This window comes from Oceanobacillus manasiensis, from assembly GCF_000724085.1.
GTDB classification, from domain to species: Bacteria; Bacillota; Bacilli; order Bacillales; family Amphibacillaceae; genus Oceanobacillus_B; species Oceanobacillus_B manasiensis.
Map to the genome: position 1 here is coordinate 1,097,070 of NZ_CCDL010000001.1, position 20,950 is coordinate 1,118,019.

At 42.0% G+C, this 20,950-nt stretch carries 18 protein-coding genes; 11 read left to right on the top strand and 7 right to left on the bottom strand.

Annotation, left to right across the window (positions count from 1 at the left end):
- Positions 1–19 precede the first annotated feature (19 nt).
- From BN985_RS05445 to BN985_RS05475, 7 genes are all read left to right on the top strand, one after another.
- Positions 20–1,489, top strand: coding sequence for an alpha-N-arabinofuranosidase (locus tag BN985_RS05445; protein WP_042221598.1), 1,470 nt, complete (start codon positions 20–22; stop codon positions 1,487–1,489).
- A gap of 65 nt (positions 1,490–1,554) precedes the next feature.
- Positions 1,555–2,772: a sn-glycerol-1-phosphate dehydrogenase gene (locus tag BN985_RS05450; protein WP_052360615.1), complete on the top strand. Its 1,218-nt coding sequence runs from the start codon at positions 1,555–1,557 to the stop codon at positions 2,770–2,772.
- A 1-nt stretch (position 2,773) separates the two neighbouring features.
- Positions 2,774–3,025, top strand: coding sequence for a DUF6171 family protein (locus BN985_RS05455; RefSeq protein WP_042222945.1), 252 nt, complete (start codon positions 2,774–2,776; stop codon positions 3,023–3,025).
- Between the two features lie 447 nt (positions 3,026–3,472).
- A complete protein-coding gene (chvE, locus tag BN985_RS05460; RefSeq protein ID WP_042221600.1) occupies positions 3,473–4,552 on the top strand; it encodes a multiple monosaccharide ABC transporter substrate-binding protein in 1,080 nt (359 codons plus the stop codon).
- A gap of 77 nt (positions 4,553–4,629) precedes the next feature.
- On the top strand, positions 4,630–6,165 hold the full coding sequence (gene mmsA, locus BN985_RS05465; RefSeq protein WP_042221602.1) for a multiple monosaccharide ABC transporter ATP-binding protein: 1,536 nt from the start codon (positions 4,630–4,632) through the stop codon (positions 6,163–6,165).
- 1 nt (position 6,166) lies between these two features.
- A complete protein-coding gene (gene mmsB / locus BN985_RS05470; RefSeq protein WP_042221603.1) occupies positions 6,167–7,327 on the top strand; it encodes a multiple monosaccharide ABC transporter permease in 1,161 nt (386 codons plus the stop codon).
- A 576-nt stretch (positions 7,328–7,903) separates the two neighbouring features.
- The gene (locus BN985_RS05475) at positions 7,904–9,052 is read left to right on the top strand and encodes an ROK family transcriptional regulator (RefSeq protein ID WP_042221605.1); all 1,149 of its coding nucleotides are present in this window, start codon (positions 7,904–7,906) and stop codon (positions 9,050–9,052) included.
- 115 nt (positions 9,053–9,167) lie between these two features.
- On the opposite strand, the gene BN985_RS05480 is transcribed toward BN985_RS05475, so the two are convergent.
- Positions 9,168–9,929 carry an MBL fold metallo-hydrolase gene (locus tag BN985_RS05480; protein WP_042221606.1) on the bottom strand — a complete coding sequence of 254 codons (762 nt, stop codon included), beginning with the start codon at positions 9,927–9,929 and terminating at the stop codon, positions 9,168–9,170.
- A 129-nt stretch (positions 9,930–10,058) separates the two neighbouring features.
- Between BN985_RS05480 and BN985_RS05485 the strand changes: the two genes are divergently transcribed.
- The gene (locus BN985_RS05485) at positions 10,059–10,469 is read left to right on the top strand and encodes an Lrp/AsnC family transcriptional regulator (protein ID WP_042221608.1); all 411 of its coding nucleotides are present in this window, start codon (positions 10,059–10,061) and stop codon (positions 10,467–10,469) included.
- 141 nt (positions 10,470–10,610) lie between these two features.
- On the opposite strand, the gene BN985_RS05490 is transcribed toward BN985_RS05485, so the two are convergent.
- Positions 10,611–11,330 (bottom strand): MurR/RpiR family transcriptional regulator, encoded by a 720-nt coding sequence (locus BN985_RS05490; RefSeq protein WP_042221609.1) that lies wholly within the window; start codon positions 11,328–11,330, stop codon positions 10,611–10,613.
- Positions 11,331–11,517: 187 nt separating this feature from the next.
- Between BN985_RS05490 and BN985_RS05495 the strand changes: the two genes are divergently transcribed.
- Both BN985_RS05495 and BN985_RS05500 read left to right on the top strand, forming a co-directional pair.
- On the top strand, positions 11,518–12,846 hold the full coding sequence (locus BN985_RS05495; RefSeq protein WP_042221611.1) for a 6-phospho-beta-glucosidase: 1,329 nt from the start codon (positions 11,518–11,520) through the stop codon (positions 12,844–12,846).
- 178 nt (positions 12,847–13,024) lie between these two features.
- A complete protein-coding gene (locus tag BN985_RS05500; protein ID WP_042221612.1) occupies positions 13,025–14,068 on the top strand; it encodes an ATP synthase beta subunit C-terminal domain-containing protein in 1,044 nt (347 codons plus the stop codon).
- Positions 14,069–14,128: 60 nt separating this feature from the next.
- Here the strand turns inward: BN985_RS05500 and BN985_RS05505 are convergent, their stop codons facing one another.
- The 5 genes from BN985_RS05505 to BN985_RS05525 all read right to left on the bottom strand — a co-directional run bounded on the left by BN985_RS05505 (position 14,129) and on the right by BN985_RS05525 (position 19,183).
- Positions 14,129–15,166, bottom strand: coding sequence for an aldose epimerase family protein (locus BN985_RS05505; protein WP_042221614.1), 1,038 nt, complete (start codon positions 15,164–15,166; stop codon positions 14,129–14,131).
- A gap of 15 nt (positions 15,167–15,181) precedes the next feature.
- Positions 15,182–16,654: a UDP-glucose--hexose-1-phosphate uridylyltransferase gene (galT, locus tag BN985_RS05510; protein WP_042221616.1), complete on the bottom strand. Its 1,473-nt coding sequence runs from the start codon at positions 16,652–16,654 to the stop codon at positions 15,182–15,184.
- Positions 16,651–17,652 (bottom strand): UDP-glucose 4-epimerase GalE, encoded by a 1,002-nt coding sequence (gene galE, locus BN985_RS05515; RefSeq protein WP_042221618.1) that lies wholly within the window; start codon positions 17,650–17,652, stop codon positions 16,651–16,653. The genes galT and galE overlap by 4 nt, the downstream gene beginning before the upstream one ends.
- On the bottom strand, positions 17,649–18,824 hold the full coding sequence (locus BN985_RS05520; protein WP_042221620.1) for a galactokinase: 1,176 nt from the start codon (positions 18,822–18,824) through the stop codon (positions 17,649–17,651). The genes galE and BN985_RS05520 overlap by 4 nt, the downstream gene beginning before the upstream one ends.
- 89 nt (positions 18,825–18,913) lie before the next feature.
- Positions 18,914–19,183, bottom strand: coding sequence for a hypothetical protein (locus BN985_RS05525; RefSeq protein ID WP_042221622.1), 270 nt, complete (start codon positions 19,181–19,183; stop codon positions 18,914–18,916).
- Between the two features lie 239 nt (positions 19,184–19,422).
- On the opposite strand from BN985_RS05525, the gene BN985_RS05530 reads away from it, so the two are divergent.
- Complete coding sequence (locus tag BN985_RS05530; protein WP_042221624.1) at positions 19,423–20,916, top strand: BCCT family transporter; 1,494 nt, start codon at positions 19,423–19,425, stop codon at positions 20,914–20,916.
- Positions 20,917–20,950: the final 34 nt, after the last annotated feature.

Genomic DNA, 20,950 nt, shown 5'->3' on the forward strand with positions numbered 1-20,950 from the left:
TATATGGAGGAGTTTTACGATGAACAACATTATTATCAATACGGACGTAGGGGAAGGAACGATTAACAAAAATATTTACGGACACTTTGCTGAGCACTTGGGTCGTTGCATCTATGAAGGAATTTGGGTCGGTGAGGATTCAAGTATTTCAAATACGAAAGGGATTCGGAATGATGTCCTGCAAGCGTTAAAGAATATTGATATTCCTGTCCTGCGCTGGCCTGGTGGCTGTTTTGCAGACGAGTATCATTGGAAGGATGGAGTCGGGCCTGCTGAGAATCGTAAACGAATGGTCAATACCCATTGGGGTGGTGTAGTGGAGAATAATCATTTTGGTACACATGAATTCATGCTGCTATGTGAATTATTAGGAGCAGATCCATACATTTGTGGAAACGTAGGCAGTGGCTCTGTTCAGGAAATGTCTGAATGGGTAGAATATATGACTTTCGATGGAGAATCTCCTATGGCAAACTGGCGACAAGAAAATGGTCAGGAAGAGCCATGGAAGCTGAAATACTTCGGTGTTGGCAATGAAAACTGGGGCTGTGGTGGTAATATGCGTCCAGAATACTATGCTGATTTGTATCGTCAATATCAGACATATTGCCGAAACTATGGAGACAACACATTATACAAAATTGCTGGCGGGGCTAATGTAGATGATTTTAACTGGACAGAGGTGCTGATGCGAGAGGCTGCACCATTAATGGACGGATTAAGCCTGCATTATTATGTACATCCAGGTGGATTTGAAAACAAAGGATCTGCTGTTGACTTCACAGAGGATGAATGGGACATCACGATGAAAAAAGCTCTGTTTATAGAAGAGCTCATTATGAAGCATGGCACCATTATGGACAAATATGATCCAGAAAAGCGTGTCGGCATGATTATCGATGAGTGGGGTACATGGTTTGATGTGGAAAAGGGGACAAACCCTGGTTTCCTTTATCAACAGAATACAATTCGTGATGCGGTTGTTGCAGGAGTCTCCCTTAATATTTTCAACAACCACAACGATCGTGTTCAGATGGCAAATATTGCACAGACGGTCAATGTGTTGCAAGCAATGATTTTAACAGAAGGAAAAGATATGATCCTAACACCAACGTACCATGTGTTTGAAATGTACAAAGTGCATCAGGATGCAGAGAAGTTAAGCCTTGATCTAACGTCTGAAAATGTTGAAAGTGATGCATATCCTCAAGTGAGTGCTTCTGCATCTAAAGCAAAGGATGGTTCGATTAACATTAGCCTTTGTAACATGGATAAAGCAGCCCAGGCGGATATTACGTTGGAGCTACGGGGAATAGATACTGCCGACATTACAGGACGTGTCATAACCGCCAATGAAATGAATGCGCGGAATACATTTGAAGCACCAGAGCAAGTGAAACCTACTGATTTTACAGGGTTTACATCTAAAGAAAACACACTGGCTATTACACTGCCAAAAATGTCTGTCGTTGTTTTAACAGTAAAGTAATGTTTTTGGAGAGTCGGTAGGTTAATAGTCTACTGGCTCTTTGCATGAAGAGAGGAGGATTACATATGGAGATGGGAAAGAAATGGAACCAACTTGCAGAAGAGCTAAAAGTGGATAAGAAAATGTTACCGGTGATCGACATATCCGCTGGGAGCCTAAAACATCTTGGTCCCTATTTACAAAAGATGGGGCTGAGAAAAGCCGTGATTATTGCAGATCAAAACACAACGAAGGTAGCGGGGGAGGAAGTACAACAAACGCTGGATCTTGAAGGTGTCGATTCATCCATTATTCTTCTTAAGGAAAATGAGCAGGGACAAGTAAATGCAGATGAAGCAACATTGATGCAAGTTATGGTGGAGACACCCCAAAACGTTGACGTGTTACTGGCAGTTGGGGCAGGAACGATACATGACATTACAAGATTTTGTGGTTATAAGATGGGTATTCCTTTTATATCAATACCGACAGCTGCTTCAGTAGACGGCTTCACATCGAAAGGGGCACCTTTAATATTAAGAGGGGTGAAGAAAACGATACAAACAGCATCGCCAATTGCTGTCTTTGCTGATATCACCATTATAAAGAATGCACCAACGGAACTAACGGCTGCAGGGTTTGGTGATATGCTTGGAAAGTACACATCCCTCTTAGATTGGAAAATATCCAACTTGGTTGGCGAAGAGCCATATAACCATATTGCAGCAGAACTGACGGAAAAAGCGCTTCAAACGTGTGTCATGCATGTGGATGAGATTGCTGTAGCGGATGATACAGGTATATCTGTGCTGATGCAAGCTCTAATTGAATCAGGGCTGGTTATGCTGTTGATTAATTCATCTAGATCTGCCTCAGGTGGAGAGCATCATCTTTCACACTTTTGGGAGATGGATCTTCTAAGAAGAGAAGAACGCCAAATTCTACACGGTGCTAAGGTTGGTGTCGCAACCATTATTATCACAAGGCTATATAAGCAGTTTGCGAACCAATTTAATTCTCGCAATGTAGCAAAAGAGGATCTGTTTATACAGAAACTGTGCGAGCAATGGTCTGTAATTAAGGGTGCGATAGAGCAACTACCAGCGCCTGATGAGTTAGATGCATTGCTGAAGAAGGCAGGTGGGCCGGGAACACCAGAAGAGCTGGGGATTGAAGATAAGATTGTAGAAGAAAGTCTTAATGAGGCCTATCATTTACGGGACCGTTGCACGGGTCTACTGTTAATCAATAAGCAAAAGCAAGCACGCATTTCATATCGACCAGAAGAAATGGAAATTGGTTAAAATGACGTGCAAAAGTTGTAACCGTTCCATTGCAGTTCCAGCAAATGATTTACATGAGCTATTAGAAGAACAACTTGCACTTGAAACCAATCTTGTGGATGACGTGATATTTGAGGAGCGTCTTGCTGAATGTGCCAATTGTCCCTTTCTTATAAATGAAACGACGTGTGGCCACTGTGGTTGTTTTGTGCAATTTAGAGCAAGGCTTGCGTATAAGCAGTGCCCGGATCCAGAAGAGACTAGATGGCAATAACGTGATGTCTAGGATGAATCATATTTTCATGGTTCATCCCAGGTTTTAATAAAGGTTCCTTTTCTCTATACTTATGGGAAAGCTGAAAAAGGGCCAAAGGGTAGAGGAGTGCTTAAAACTTATACGAATAAGTTTTGGGGCGCTACGGAATAAAACAGCAGGGAGCTCTGCCGTTCTGATGAGTGAGAAATAAATAGGTATAATTTGTTCAACAAACATTTGGTGGAGGCGGTAGGGACGCCTTCATCGAATGAAGTTTCATTTTATTTTGAAAATTAGGTTGAAATCATAAAACAGTTCAATTATAATTATACGTACGTACAAGTTGTAAGCTCTTTATAACTCGTGCAGATGAATTCTGGTATTGGCCATGAAATCAATTTAGAAATGTAAGCGTTAACTATTTTGGTTTAAAGCTAGTACATAAAAACAAGGGGGATGACGTTGATGAAGAAAGGTTTCTGGTTTGTAGTCTTAACATTAATTGTTTTAACCATAAGTGCTTGTAGTAGCAGTGCTGGTGGAGAAGATGGCGAAGGGGATAAAACAGTTGGGATCGCAATGCCAACAAAATCATCTGAACGTTGGGTTAAAGATGGAGAAAATATGCAAAGTCAATTTGAGGATTTAGGGTACAACGTTGATTTACAATATGCAGAAGATGTCGTGGAAAACCAATTGTCACAGATTGAAAATATGATTACCAAAGGCGTGGATATTCTTGTAATCGCCTCAATTGATGGGGAAGCACTATCAGATGTGCTTGATAAAGCTAAAAATCAGGAAATCCCGGTTATTGCATACGATCGTCTGATTATGAACAGTGATCATGTAAGTTATTATGCAACATTTGATAATTTCCAGGTTGGAGTATTACAAGGAGAGTATATGGTCGAAAAGCTTGATTTAGACAATGCAGACGAGCCTTTAAACATAGAGCTATTCGCAGGATCTCCAGATGATAACAATGCTTACTTCTTCTGGGATGGAGCAATGTCAGTACTTCAGCCATATATTGATGAAGGAACGCTTGTTGTCCAAAGTGGTCAAAACACGTTCGAACAAGGAGCAACACTAAGATGGGATGGCGCAAAAGCACAAGAACGTATGGATAATCTACTTAGTGCCCACTATTCCGGTGAGCAGGTGGATGCAGTCCTTTCACCATTTGACGGAATTAGTAGAGGTGTCATTTCTTCATTGAAGGCTGTAGGTTATGGTTCAGGTGACAAGCCAATGCCATTGGTTACTGGGCAGGATGCAGAGCTTGCTTCCGTAAAATCCATTATAGCGGGTGAGCAAACGCAAACGATCTTTAAAGACACAAGAGAGTTAGCCAAGCAGGCAGTTAACATGGCAGAAGCTGTGTTGAGCGGGGAAGAGCCAGAAATCAATGATACCGAAACATATGATAATGAAGCAAAAGTAGTACCATCCTACTTACTAGCACCAATTTCCGTTGATGCTGACAATTACAAGGAAGAATTAGTAGATACAGAGTATTATACCGAAGAAGAACTTAACTAATCATGCCGTTTGGCAGCACGTTTCATGTGGTGCTGCCAAACGACCTTGTTTGTTTAAAGGAAAGGGGCAGTCTCAGAATGTCTGAAAGAATACTAGAAATGAAAAGTATTACAAAGACTTTTCCCGGTGTAAAGGCATTAGATGACGTCAAATTAGACGTAAGAAAAGGTGAAATACACGCACTGATTGGAGAAAACGGTGCTGGAAAATCAACACTAATGAAGGTGTTGAGTGGCGTGCACCCCTATGGTACGTATGAGGGAGATATTCTATTTCAAGATAAACGCTGTGAATTTAAAAACATTAACCAAAGTGAAGAGCTAGGCATTGTGATTATTCACCAAGAATTAGCGTTAATCCCGGAACTATCGATTGCAGAAAATATCTTCTTAGGCAATGAACAGGCTACAAAAGGTGTCATTAATTGGAACAAAACCATTATCGAGACACGAGCATTACTGAAAAAGGTGCGCCTGAACGTAGAACCTGAGGAAAAAATTAAAAACCTAGGGGTAGGTCAGCAGCAATTAGTGGAAATTGCCAAGGCCTTATCTAAAAAGGTGAAGCTGCTTATTCTGGATGAACCTACAGCTGCCTTGAATGAGGAAGATAGTGAAAATCTATTAAAATTATTGAAAGAGTTTAGAGAACAAGGTATGACCTCCATCTTAATTTCTCATAAATTAAAGGAACTTCTTAAAGTCTCCAACAGTATCACGGTGTTAAGAGATGGGCAGACGATTCGTACATACCGTCGAACAGAAGAAGAAGTTACGGAAACGATGATTATTAAAGAAATGGTAGGACGAGACCTTACAGAGTTATTTCCCGATAGAGTCCATAATATAAAGGACAATGTCGTGTTTGAAGTGAAGGATTGGTCAGCATACCATCCACTCGATGTGGAAAGACAAATCCTTCATAATGTGAACCTACATGTTAAACAAGGCGAAATAATTGGGATAGCCGGATTAATGGGGGCTGGCCGAACTGAGCTTGCTATGAGCTTATTTGGGAAGTCTTATGGAAAGAAAATTACCGGGACAATTAAGAAAAACGGGCAGGAAGTCTCTTTTAAAACGGTTGATCAAGCTATTAAAAGTGGTGTTGCCTACGTTTCGGAAAATCGGAAAGAATTTGGGCTCATCTTAATTGATGATGTAAAGAACAACTTAACGCTAGCAAACCTGGATAGAATCTCCAAAAACAATGTATTAAATACAAGTAAAGAAGTGGTTGAAGCGGAATCAATAAAAAAGAGAATGAATGTAAAAACCCCTTCTATTCAACAAAAAATCGTAAATCTTAGTGGTGGGAATCAACAAAAAGTGGTGTTAGGAAAATGGATTTTCACGGATCCAGATGTCCTTATTTTGGATGAGCCAACAAGAGGAATTGATGTTGGAGCCAAATTCGAAATCTATAAGATTATTAACGACCTGGCTGAAAAAGGAAAAAGCATCATCATGATCTCATCAGAATTACCAGAATTGATGGGAATGTGTGACCGCATTTATACATTGTGTGAGGGAGAAATCACAGGAGATATCGCTGCAAAAGACGCAACACAAGAAACATTAATGACCTATATGACAGAGAAAGGGAGGTCTTAACGTGGAGGGATTAAAACAGCTTCTTAGTAACAACGTAAGAAAGTTTGGAATGATTATTGCACTTATAGGTATCGCCTTATTATTCCAAATCCTAACAGATGGGATCTTGCTAACCCCGCTAAATGTAACAAATATTATCATGCAAAATAGTTATATTATCGTCCTTGCAATTGGGATGATGCTTATCATTATTACAGGGGAAATTGATTTATCCGTTGGTTCCGTAGCAGCCTTCGTTGGAGCTGTAGCCGGAGTATTAATGGTTACCATGGACTTTCCCGTGTTTGCTGGTATTCTAATATGTCTTGCTATCGGGGCAATTATTGGAGCATGGCAAGGTTTCTGGGTAGCATATGTAAACATACCTTCTTTTATTGTTACACTTGCTGGAATGCTCATCTTCAGGGGTCTTACTTTAGTCGTCCTACAAGGGCAGACTATTGCACCATTCCCTGATGGATTTCGAGGTCTAAGCTCAGCCTTTGTCCCAGATGTGTTTGGTGGAGAGGGAGAAATTCAACTATTTACAGTAGTTGTTGGAATTGTCCTTTCGGTTGTTTATATTTTATCAGAGTTAAAGATTAGAAGAACGGATTTAAAGTATGATTTCAAAACCATATCCTTTCCGTTATTTATTGTAAAACTTGTTGTCTTTACAATCGTTATCAATCTGTTTACATACGTACTGGCGCAATACGAAGGAATACCGTATGTGTTGATTGTATTATTTGTGCTTATTATTGGATACACCTTTGTGATGAACAAAACAGTCATCGGAAGGCATATTTACGCAGTAGGTGGCAATGCAAATGCTGCACAGCTTTCCGGTATTAAAACGAAGAAAATGAAGTTCTGGGTATTTGTTAACATGGGTGTTCTTGCAGCACTTTGTGGAATGATTTTTGCAGGAAGATTAAATGCTGCAACACCACAAGCAGGTAACCTTTTCGAACTAGATGCCATCGCAGCAGCCGTAATTGGTGGTGCTTCCTTTACAGGAGGAGTCGGAACGGTATTTGGTGCGGTCATTGGTGCACTCGTAATGGGTGTTCTGAATAACGGAATGTCCTTAATGGGAATTGGCATCGACTGGCAGCAAGCAATTAAAGGCCTTGTACTACTCGCTGCCGTTGCGTTTGATGTATTGAACAAAAACAAGTAAGGGTAAAGCCGATACGTGTTGGTTGCGCGTACTCGGCTTTTTCTGCTCTTTTTGAGGCGTGAGGCGGTAGTGAGATAGGGAATGGTATGCCGCTTTGAAGGACATCGGATGAGAATGAGAAAGTGGCACGCGAGTTGGTATGGCTAGTACGCGCGATCTCGTGATTGGCACGCGAGTTAGCATGGTTGGCAAGCGCCACTGGGTAAGTGGCACGCGAGTTAGCGTGGTTGGTACGCGCCATTGAGAAAGTGGCACGCGAGTTAGCGTGGTTGTTACGCGCCACTGGGTGATTGGCACGCGAGTTAGCATGAATGGTACGCGCCAATGGGTGAGTGGCACGCGAGTTAGCGTGGTTGTTACGCGCCACTGGGTGATTGGCACGCGAGTTAGCGTGGTTGTTACGCGCCACTGGGTAAGTGACACGCGACTTCACATGGCCAGAGAGCCTCTCAGCTAAAAACGGCACCACATAATAGTTTCTACTCTTTCTTATCTAAATTAATTTAATTAAATATGCTATAATTATGTTGAATAATGGAGCGGTTAAGAATCATGAAAAAGAACAGGAGAGGAAATATGCAACGTGGTACTTTTCAATTAATGAAATCCGTAAATAAATCGATCATATTAAATAAAGTAAGAACATCCGAACCAATTTCGCGGGCGCAAATTGCGAAGGAAACAAAGCTTACACCCCCAACAGTAAGCAGTATTGTGAAGGAGCTTCTGGAAGAGGGGATTGTGAGAGAAAGCAGCCTCGGGGAGTCAAAAGGTGGCCGAAAGCCAACCATGTTACACATTGATCCCAATGCATTTTATATCGTTGGCGTGGATGCTGGTCCAGAAAGCGTCACAAGTATACTTACAGATTTGGCTGGAAACATAGTTCACCGTGCAGATAGTCAGCTGTATACACCCATAACAAATGAACAGTTTATGGGAATTTTAAAAGATGCGATAAGGGAAACGATTCTTGCACCCAGCCGAGAAAAACGGGATATAATCGGCATTGGTGTCGCCATGCATGGGGTAGTCAATATAGACAGTGGTACCTCGCTGATTGCGCCAAACTTAAAACTGAAAAACATCCCTATTAAAGCAGAATTGGAAAGAGAATTCTCGCTTAAAGTGAAAGTGGAAAATGATGCACGAGCCATGGCATTAGGAGAATCGTGGTTTGGTGGCCATGCTTCCAGTAGTATGGTGGCCGTTAATATTGGACGAGGCGTTGGTGCAGGGTTAGTAATAAACGGAAAACTATATCATGGTGACAGGGATATAGCTGGTGAGATCGGCCATATGACCATTGATTTAAATGGTCCCGTCTGTACGTGTGGAAATACGGGATGCTTGCAAGCCTTTGTAGCAGGACCAGCCATAACAGCTCGGTCCCAAAAGGAAGGGGTAACTGGTGAAGAAATTGCTAAGCTTGCTCAAGGCGGGGACAAGGAAGCTAAGGATCTTCTTAAAGAAACAGGTAAGCTGATCGGCATTGGGTTAGTTAACCTCATTCATCTGGTCAACCCAGAAAAGATTGTCCTTGGCGGGGGTGTGATGAAAAGCGAAAAATTCATGCTGCCAACGGTCAAAGAAACCATTTCCGATAGAGGTTTAACAACGGATGCGAAAGAAACCAACGTATCTGTCACAAAACTTGGTGATCATGCAACATTACTGGGAGCTGTTGCACTCTTGCTTGTTGAGTTGTTTGATCCGGTTGGGTAGGGATTCTATGTGCATTATGCCCTGAAAAAATAAGACAATATGCCTCTCCCTGCGGAAAGGCATATTTAATGAGAAGGTCTCTTGCCCGTAGTGGACCAAGAGACTTTTCTTCCTATTAAAATGTATAATCTTCTCCATCATCTGGAACTAATATATTTGAAGCGATCCCTTTTTCCTCTGCAAAGTTCTTTAACTCTTCTCTCGACAATGTCCAATGATTTACTGCTTCCATATGAACAGAAACAATTTGAGCATTAGGTGCTGCCTTGTGTAGCTCGTAAATATCCTCTTTCCCCATTACTAAAGAACCGCCCTCATAAAATTGGTTATCACCGCCATTAACGACAATAATGTCAGGGTTATGCGTGTCAATTGCCTCCTGAACGCCTTCATACCAAACCGTATCTCCAGCTATATATAATGTCTTTTCTGAACTATGCTTGAAAACAATGCCACAAACCAGGCCAGAAAGTTTTAAAATTTCTCCGCGCCCATGCTCGCCTTTGGTCTTACTTAATTGGATCCCTTTAAACACAGTGTCCTCTCTTAATACCTCAACATTTTGGAAATCGTTGTTTCTAACTTCTTTGGCATCTTCTTCATTTTGGGTAAATAATTTAATTCCTTTCGGTAATCGTTCAACCGCTGCTTCGTCCCAATGATCGGGGTGCAGGTGTGTGACAATCACAGCATCCACGTCTTGAACGATCTCCTCCACAGATACCGGCAAGGCTACCAACGGATTGTTCTGATCCTGTCTAGGTGAATTTGGCAGAGGAGCATAGGCGCCTTTTCCCCCTAAATACGGGTCGATTAAAAACTTTTTCCCTGCGTATTCTACCACTATGGTTGCATTACGAATTAACTGTATATTCATGTTTTGAACTCCCTTGTTTTGAGATTATTAGTAAAGCCTGTATAGTTTATAATAGAACGAACTTATAGATAAACAGATAAAATAAAGTCTTTTGCCTCTTTCGCTTTATTTTTGAAAGGAGTTCAATAAATGCTGGATTATACCGACATGCGTATTTTAGAGGAATTAAGTAATAATAGTAGACTTTCCATGAAGGAACTAGGTGCAAAAGTCCATTTGACCGGGCCTGCTGTATCAGCTAGGGTTATGAAGCTAGAGGATGAGGGTGTAATAGAGGGATATTCAATTAAATTGAATCAAGTTAAGCTAGGATATTTTGTACATGCATTTATAACAATCATTACGGAAAGTACTCACCATGCTCCTTATTTGTCGTTCATCAAAACACAAGAAGGTAACATAGTCCGTAACTATAAAATTAGTGGGGATGGCTGTTACCTTCTTGAATGTAAATTTCCTTCGAATGAAATACTAAATACTTTTTTGGAAGAGTTAAACGAGCACGCAAACTACAAATTATCGATCGTTATTGGGAAGTAGCGGGCATTAGAGAAGAACGGAGCATATGTAAAAATCGATAATTCCCATACCAAAAAGATTCCATTCACATAAGTTAGAAGGATTTATTGTAAGAGTAGCATCAATTGTTAAAAGTAAGCCGTATCAAGTCAACATTACTTTCTATTTCTTTTCATAAACTCTCCTTGCTAACTCTTCTAATATATAAATAACGGGGATTTGTGTCGTTACATTTGACTCGGCAAAAAATTCTTCGGTCACATAATAGGATACATTGTTATCAGAAGCTTTGGCTATCGTGGATTGCATGTTATTCGTGATACTTAAAATTTTGCTGCCTTTTTCTTTGAGTTTGTGCATGTGAGATAAGGTAATCCCGCTTTCACCGGAAACGGACAAAGCAACGGTAATGCTGTCATGTAAGTCGGCGTGAATGGGAAAATACCAGTCTTTTAGATACGTGGAAAAAGTACCTAAGCTCGATAGATACCTAGCACCATATTCTGCAAGCGCCCCTGAACTGCCAATCCCTATAAAATATACATGATTTGCTTTAGAGACAGCTTCTGCAGCATCCTCTAGCTTGGAAGTAAAGCGCTCATTTTGGGTGCGTTCAAAAAACTCTGCTAACACGTGCTGTCCGCTTTTAACCCTCATGCTAGGCTTTTCATCAAGTAAGAGCTTTAACTTTACTTTAAACTCTGAGAAGCCATCACAATTTAATTTTCTGCAGAAACGCATGATAGTGGACGTAGAGACATGTGCTTCATCCGCAAGGTCGCGAATGCGCATATAAACGACTTTTTCTTTATGCTGCATGACAAATTTATATAGAAGCATTTCTAGATCATTAAACGATGCGATAACCTCATTTGTAAACAAAGGCTTAGCCCCTTTCGAAATAGTCTATGCTTTTAGTATAAACTAAAGAGGAAACACTGTGTTACCAACATGAAACAAATTGCTTTCGTTGAAACAAAAATCTAACGCTTTCATAAGCCTATCAGAATCTTTTATTCTTCTATAAAATAGGATTTGTACGTTCATTATCTATTTAGGAGGATGAATTATGAGTAAAGGATTGAAGATTGCGACGATCGGTGGAGGCTCAAGTTATACGCCAGAACTGGTAGAAGGCTTTATAAAACGATACGATGAGTTACCAGTACGTGAATTATGGCTAGTGGATATAGAAGCAGGGAAAGAAAAGCTAGAAATAGTGGGAAACCTTGCAAAACGAATGATTGAAAAAGCAGGACTGCCAATTGAAGTTCATTTAACATTAGATAGAAAAGCCGCATTAAAGGATGCTAATTTTGTTACAACCCAGTTTCGCGTTGGCCAATTGGACGCACGTGCTAAAGATGAAAGAATTCCGCTAAAGCATGGTGTGTTAGGTCAGGAAACGAATGGACCTGGTGGACTTTTTAAGGGATTGCGTACGATCCCCGTTATTTTAGACATTGTAAAAGACATGAAGGAGCTCTGCCCAGATGCTTGGTTAATTAACTTTACCAACCCTGCTGGTATGGTAACAGAAGCAATCCTTCGCTATACAGATCACGAAAAAGTGGTTGGGTTATGTAATGTGCCAATTGGAATGGAAATGGGCACAGCAAAGCTATTGGATGTAGATCACTCCCGTCTTCGAATTGATTTCGCTGGTTTAAACCACATGGTATACGGATTAGACGTGTATGTAGATGGTGTAAGTGTTAAAGAGAGAGTAATAGAATTGTTGGCTACTCCAAAGAATAGCAGCTTTGTGAAGAATGTAGAGGGACTAGGATGGGAACCAGAATTTATTCGCGCATTAAATGCCCTAACCTGTCCTTATCATCAATATTATTACAAGCGTGATGAAATGTTGGAAAAAGAGCTGAAAAACTTTAAAGAGGGCACGACGAGAGCAGAAGTAGTGAAGAAATTAGAAGCAGAATTATTCGAGCTATACAAAGATCCTAACCTTTCCATCAAACCACCACAGTTAGAGGAGAGAGGCGGGGCGTATTACAGTGATGCAGCGGTTCGATTGATTTCATCCATGTATAATGATAAGCGGGATATTCAACCGGTTAACACAAAGAATAATGGATCGATCGCAAGCATCCCAGATGACTCGGCAGTGGAAGTAAGCTGTGTTATTACCAAAGAAGGGCCTAAGCCGATTGTAAATGGGGACCTGCCAGTCGCCGTAAGAGGTTTAGTACAACAAATTAAATCATTTGAACGCGTAGGGGCAGAGGCGGCAGTGACGGGTAACTATGATACGGCGTTACTTGCTATGACAATCAATCCGCTCGTTCCTTCTGACAAAATAGGAAAAGTACTGTTGGATGAAATGCTGGAAGCACATAAAGAACATTTGCCACGGTTTTTCCAAGCTGTTGAAAAATAGGAGAAAAGGGAGTAGTGATATAATTATTGCTGCTCCTTTTTTGTTTCATAAATTATGCAGGCGGCAATAAGGTCTTTTTCAATTACTTCTTAGAGTAAAAAATTAAAATTAAAACGTAATTAATTATTGCTTTTAAACGTACTTTAAATTACTATATAAAGTAAGGGAGGTGAAAATAATGGATGACTTAATTTTGAATGTAGGTTTGTTACGCAGAAAAGTACCGAATCTCACAAGTGCAGCACGTCAGGTTGGCTTGCGGCCAGCCACTGTTTCCAATCTATGCACGGGAAAAATACCTGTAGGGAGAGCGGAGGTTCGGACATTAGCTGCGCTTGCATCATTAGCCGATTGCAGCTTGGATGATCTGATTATTAGAGGGGAGAAGATCGAAATGATTGAAACCGGTGTAAAAACGCTAGATATGTTTGCTCCTTTAGCAAAGGGAGGTACGGTTGGTTTGGTTGCACGCCCTGGGATGGGACAGCTCGCTGTGTTAGCAGAATTACTCTATCGGTTTAAAAAGGATGGTTATAAAACAATCTTTCTCATGCCTGAAGGTGAACAACAAGGATTAAATGAAATCGTTGAAAATACTGAAATGATGACACACACGATTGAAGAGTCTTATAAGCGCATGGAAGAGATTGGTGACGGGCAGGATATGATGTTCGTTGCAGACAGAACCCATGTTATAACAGGAGGCATTCACCAACTCCAAGAAGATCTCCAAGAGGCTGGAATTCATTCTGTTACAACGTTCCTTGTTGATTTAACAGGCGAAGTTGTGGATGAAGATTTACCATATGGACCACTTGAAACCTTATGGCAATTCGATGCAGACCTTGCTGCAAGGCATCGCTTTCCAGCCGTTAATCCTCTAAGTTCAACATCATCAGTTCTCGAAGGGGCTCATCTAGATCAAGAACACTTCACTATTCAACAAAAAGCCTTAAAAATGCTTCGTCGCTATAGGGAACTCCGTTCTTTAGTGAATGCTAGTGGAATGGAGCGAATTCCTAAATCTGAGCTACAAACATACCAACGAGGAGAGAAACTTGAAGCCTATTTAACACAGCCTTTTCATGTTGCAGAGCCCTTTACCAAAAAGCCTGGCCATGCTGTTAGCCTGAAAGAGACATTGCGTGATGTGAAAGAGATCATGAATGGATCTTTAGATTCTAAAAATGTAGCTGAGCTAGAATTTATAGGGACGTTATAATAGCTAGGTAAAGAATCAGGAATTTAAAGAAGTGGGGGGACGCTTCATCCCCCACTAAATTTACAAAACCCCAAACTCAAATAAAGTCCTAGTCTGATAAACTTCTCCTGGCTTCAATACTACTCCCGGAAATCCTTCGTGATGCAAGGAAGCGGGGGAGGCTTGTGTTTCAAAGCAGACACCAAGATACTGGCGCGACATTCCTTCCTGTAACTCTAGTCCTTCTGCCAAATTATTTGATGTATACATCACCATGCCAGGCTGGTCTGTTTGAACTGTCATTTTTCTACCTGAGACCGGATCAGCTGCTGTTACCTTTGTTTCCTTATCATTTTCGTTAAAAATAAAATAGTGATCAATGCCTTTTCCAGCGACACGATTTTGATCTGTACTCGCGTTAAATCCATCTCCTAGGGGACGCGCACTTCGAAAATCAAACGGGCTCCCATCCACAGGAAGCAGCTCACCTGTCGGAATAAGCTCCTCATCAAGCTCTACAAACTGATCGCTATCAATCGACACATGCTGCTCATGCAAGCTATGCCGCAAATTCCCACTCAAATTAAAATAGGAATGATTGGTTAACGTGAGAGGCGTCGTTTTGTCAGTTGATGCCGTATAACTAATCTCGAATTGATTGTTTTGATGTAAGGTGTAAGTGACTTGAACGTCCACATTTCCCGGATAGCCACCTTCCCCGTCATCTCTGTTATAAGAAAGCACAAGACCCACAGCATCGACCTTTTCAAAGGGCTCTACATCCCAAATGACCTGATGAAATCCTGTTGAGCCACCATGGAGGTGATGCGTGCCTTCATTGTTTTCCAGCTTGTATTCCTGGCCATCCAGTGTGAATTGGCTGTTTGCAATCCTCCCAGCAACTGGGCCAATCAAGGCACCGAAATAATTGGGGTTCGTTTGATAATCCTTGTAATCGGCATAGCCAAGCACGATGTTTTCCAGGTTGCCAGCTTTATCAGGGACGAGCATTTTCGTAATAATGCCGCCAAAGTTTAGTACATTAACCTGCATCCCGTTATCATTCGTAAGGGTATATTCCTTCCATGATTTCTCCAAATCCCTAACTTCTATTTTCAATCTACTCCCACCTTTCTATAATGTGTGAAGGAACCGCTGAAAAGCATCCTTCTCTTTAAAGACGCCGGCATTCTCGAGAACCCGGACGAATTTTTTACCAAGCTCGTGCTGTATGATGTTTTCCGCTTCTGATGCTGACTCTATCGTACCATAAGTCTCTTTAAGTTCCGTGGCCCATTGCTCATGTATCGGATTCACCAAAGCATCCTTACCCATCAGCTCTTTTTCTAATTCAACAAGCTCTTCTTTTAGTCTAGCTGGTAGAACGGCAAGGCCCATCACTTCAATCAGGCCAATGTTTTCCTTTTTAATATGATGCACATCAGCATGGGGGTGAAAAATCCCCATTGGATGTTCCGCAGATGTTCGATTGTTGCGCAGGACAAGATCTAGCTCATATTTGCCATCACGCCTGCGCGCAATTGGGGTAATGGTGTTATGGGCCACATCACCAGTAAACGCCTGAATGGCAGCTGAATCATCTGAATAGCTGAGCCATGTTTGAAGAATATGATCAGCAGCATCCAGTAGCTGTGCTGTGTGCTCACTTTTTAAGCGAATTACGGATAGTGGCCAGTTCAAAACAGCTGCTTCAACATCTGGAAAATCGCCAAGCGACACGGGGAAGGATTCTGTCGCGTTGCTCATGGCAAACTCATAACGGCCTGCCTGGTAATGGTCATGGCTCAGGATCGAGCCGCCAACAATCGGCAGGTCTGCATTTGATCCAATAAAATAGTGTGGAAAAATTTCCGTGAACGCCAGTAAGCGGGCGAACGCTTCTTTGCTGATTTTCATATCACGATGTTCTTCAGCAAGTAAAATGCTGTGCTCGTTATAGTAAACATAAGGAGAATACTGAAAGTACCATGTTTCTCCGCTAAGTGGTACCCGGATCATCCGATGATTTGCCCTTGCCGGGTGTCCAGTACGCCCAGCATAGCCTTCGTTTTCGATGCAAAGCACACATTTTGGATAATCGAGCACCTGCTTCATTTCCCGATCGCGCCTAATTTGCTCGGGGTCTTTTTCTGGTTTGGACAAATTAATCGTAATATCCAAGTTCCCGTACTTGGTTTCGGTTTTAAAATGAACGTTCTTTTTTATTCGATTCATTTGGATATAGTTGCTGTTTTTACTGAGCTTATAAAAATAGTCGGTTGCCTCAACTGGAGACATATCATATTTTTTATAAAACTGTTCATTCACGACAGAGGGACGTGCGATAAAGCAATTCATGATGTTGGCAGATAGCATTTCTTTTTCCTCTAGCACATCGGTAATGATGCCTTCGTTGATGGCGTAGGAAGTGATCGCCTCCAGGATATCGGGAATGGAACGATCTGTATTAACTGGCTCTATTTCCGGAAAGGATGGGAGCTTCAAAATCTGCATCACTTGATTTCGTGCATAAATCTCATCAGCGGGCTCAATTAACTTTTCGGTAATGGCTTGCTGAACGAGGGATGAAATGTCTTCATAAATCATTTGTTGTCAGCCTCCTCGTACCCGTTTGGGTGGGATGTATGCCAGTTCCAGGCGTCCTGCATAATGGTATGGATGGCAGTGCGTTTTGGGCTCCATCCTAGGATGCGCTTCGCTTTTTCCGGGCTCGCAATTAGCGCAGCTGGATCTCCGGCACGGCGTGGACCAGATTGTGTGGGGATCTCTTTCCCTGTTGCCGATTGTGCTGCCTCAATCATTTCTTTCACGGAAAAGCCATGACTACTGCCAAGGTTAAAAATGTCACTACTTCCGCCATTTTTTAAATAATCTAGTGCAAGCAGGTGGGCTTCGATCAAGTCCTCGACATGTACATAATCACGGATACACGTTCCATCAGCCGTGTCATAATCCTCACCAAAGATCGTAATATGGTCGCGTTGGCCAAGGGCGGCTTGGAGAATGATCGGAACAAGATGTGTTTCCGGACGATGATCTTCGCCGATTTCCCCTGACACGCGAGCCCCAGCTACATTAAAATAGCGCAAGGAGACATAACTGATGTCATGAGCCTGTGCAGTCCAACGCATCATTTTTTCCATCGTCAGTTTCGTTTCCCCATATGTGCTTGCCGGGTTTGTCGGCATTTCCTCCGTGATTGGCACGGCTTCTGGTTCTCCGTAAGTTGCAGCAGTAGAGGAGAAAACAATCTCTTTTACACCATGCTCGACCATTTCCTCGAGTAAGACCTGGGTGCCATACACATTGTTGTCAAAGTACTGTAATGGCTTATCCATCGATTCTCCGACAAGCGAACTTGCAGCAAAATGAATGACGGATTCAATGGATTCATTGGAAAAAACCTCGTTTAAAAAGTCGCGCTCACGTATATCCCCTTGGTAAAAGGTAGCTTTTGGATGAACAGCCGCCTCGTGACCTGTTAGCAAATTATCTACAACCACTACGTCCTTGCCACTTTCAACTAATTGATAGACCGCATGGGAACCGATATAGCCTGCTCCGCCTAACACAAGAATGCTCATCTCATCACTCCTTCTTTTATTTCCTTTGCCCCGTCGCCAATGCTTGCAGTATAAAAGGTGGCTTCATAGCCGATTTTCTGTTTATAGGTGAATTGGATTTGTTCCTTTACCATGTCTAGCTTCGCATTTTCAACAATCGCAATCGCACACCCACCAAAGCCTGCGCCTGTCATGCGTGCGCCAACTACGCCGTCTAATTCCCATGCCGTCTCAACTAATGTGTCGAGTTCTTCACCGGTCACTTCATAATCCTCTTTTAGGGAGAGGTGGGAGGCGTTCATGAGTTTGCCGAATGCTTTTAAGTCGTTTTCTTCTAGCTTTGCTTTTGCCTCTAATGTGCGAGCGTTTTCAAAAACAGCATGCTTTGCCCGCTTTGCATGAATGGGATCTTTGATTAGATGTTTATTTTGGTCAAATGTTTCCTTGGAAAGCTCCCCTAAACTTGTCATATCAAGCTCTTTCTGTAAGTCAGCAAGTGCTGTTTCACATTGACTGCGGCGCTCATTATATTTTGAACCGGCCAATGTACGCTGTTTATTCGTATTAATGATTAAGATGGAATGGTTGGCGAGCACGAGCGGGGCATAGTGGTATTCCAGCGTTTGACAGTTTAATAGAATTGCGTGATCCTGCTTGCCCATGCCAATTGCAAACTGATCCATAATGCCACTGTTTACCCCAATATAGTTATTTTCCACATGCTGTCCGAGCTTCACCATGTCAATTCGGTCGAGCGTTACATGGAATAGTTCTTCCACAAGTACGCCTGTTACCATTTCAATCGATGCTGAGGATGAAAGCCCCGCTCCATTCGGTATGTTGCCGTAAAATAAAATATCAGCCCCTGATTCTAGTTGGTGGCCTTTTTCGATGATGGCGCGGATCATCCCTTTCGGATAGTTGGCCCAGTTGTCAGCTTCGTTGTAATCAAGATTATTCAAGTCACATTCGATCACCCCAGTTTCTGGGAAATTCATCGAATAGAAACGTAACTTTTGATCCGAGCGCTTGCTGGAAACCGCATACGTGCCAAACGAAATCGCAGCAGGGAAAACATGCCCGCCGTTGTAATCCGTATGCTCCCCAATCAAGTTAATACGGCCCGGGGCGAAAAAAGTGCGCGGGTTGCCGGATGTAGGAAAAACGCTTTTAAACTCTGCGGCTAAATTCATGCATGGTATCCTCCTCTAATTATATAGTTTATTAAATTAATTAATTAAGTTAAGCTTAACCTGTTTTCCATAATCTTTCAAGCGCTTTCTTAATTAAAATGCATTGTGGGAGTCGCGTGTGAGGCATGAGAAGTCGCGTGAGAGGCAAGCATAAGAAGTGACACGAGAGCCATAGGAAGTGACACGACAGCCATAGGAAGTGACACGACAGCCATAAGAAGTGACACGACAACCATAGGAAGTGACACGACAGCCATGAAAAGTGACACGACAACCATAGGAAGTGAAACTACCAGAAGTGGCGCACCACCTCCAAGAAGAGACGCGTCACCCTCAAGGAGAGACGCAACAATCCCCAAAAGAGACGCACCAGCCCCAAGAATTGACGCACCACCGTCAAGAAGAGACGCACACCGTCAAGAAGAGACGCACCAGCCCCAAGAATTGACGCACCACCCCAAGAAGAGACACTCCAGCCCCAAGCCTATCTAACACATCACGCTCACCATTAAAATATATTCTGTATATTTTATGCCTCAGTTTAAATACTAAAAGGACTACTAGCATGAGTTAGCATGAAGTGGAAAGGAAGAATGAAATGAAACGTGTGACATCAGAGGTATCAGCCGTTTTTTGGATTACGTTGGCGATCACAATAGCCATGTCTATTTGGGGAACGGTGGCTCCAAAGTTATTTGAAAACTATTCAGGTATATTGATGAACTTTATATCAGTTCATTTTGGTTGGTATTACTTACTTGTGGTATCCTTATTCCTTATATTTTGTATCTATTTAATTTTTAGTCGCTATGGAAAAATAAGACTTGGAAAGCCAACAGATCGTCCTGAATTTGGTTATATTTCATGGTTTGCGATGTTATTTAGTGCTGGTATGGGAATTGGTCTCGTGTTTTATGGTGTTGCCTCCCCATTATCGCATTATATAAAAACGCCACCCAAAGCAGAGCCTGGCACCGTCGAGGCATTGGAGGATGCTTTACGTATTACCTTCTTTCACTATGGCATCCATGCATGGGCGGTTTATGCAACCATTGCTTTAATTTTGGCTTATTTCACTTTTCGCCATGATAAACCAGCCTTGGTTAGCGCGACGTTAGAACCTCTTTTAGGTCAACGTATGAATGGAGGATGGGGCAAGGCTGTCGATGTTATCGCCGTTTTTGCAACCGTGATTGGGGTAGCTACTACGCTTGGCTTTGGTGCTACGCAAATTAATGGTGGGCTTACCTACCTCTTTGGAGTGGAAAGTCATTTTTGGGTGCAACTCCTTATTATTGTTGTGGCAACCGTTTTATTTATGATTTCTACCTATTCTGGTTTAGGAAAAGGGATTAAATATTTAAGTAACAGTAATATGATCTTGGCAGGAACCTTGTTAATCGCAACCTTAATATTTGGACCAACCCTGTACATTCTCAACTCACTAACCAATTCAGTGGGCACATACATCATTAGCCTGCCAGTGGAGGGAGTTCGGATTGCTCCTAATAATGAGTCAGAAAGGCAATGGGTCATGGATTGGACTGTATTCTTCTGGTCCTGGTGGATCGCTTGGTCGCCATTTGTTGGGATCTTTATTGCCCGTATCTCCAAAGGACGTACCATCCGAGAATTTCTATCAGGCGTCCTTCTTGTTCCGACCATTGTGTGTTTTTTATGGTTCACAACGTTCGGTATGTCCGGAATAGACGTCCAAAACAGTGGCGTGGACTTGGCTAGCTTGCCTGATGAGCAAGTATTGTTTGGCATGTTTGATCAATTATCTTTAGGGTTCATTCTTTCCATACTAGGGATTTTATTGATCTCCACGTTCTTTATTACATCTGCGGATTCTGCAACGTTTGTGTTAGGAATGCAAACAACGAACGGATCATTATCACCTTCCACTGCGGTTAAATTCACTTGGGGAATCGCACAGTCCTTAATTGCTGCTGTTTTACTTTATACTGGTGGGCTACAAGCCTTACAAAATGTACTTATCTCGGCCGCATTTCCGTTTTCACTCATTATCATACTGATGTGTTTATCCTTTTTTAAAGTGTTGAAAAAGGATAAAGCAGGAGGTAGGTAGAAGCGGAGGAGCGCTACCTTATGCGATAATTTTC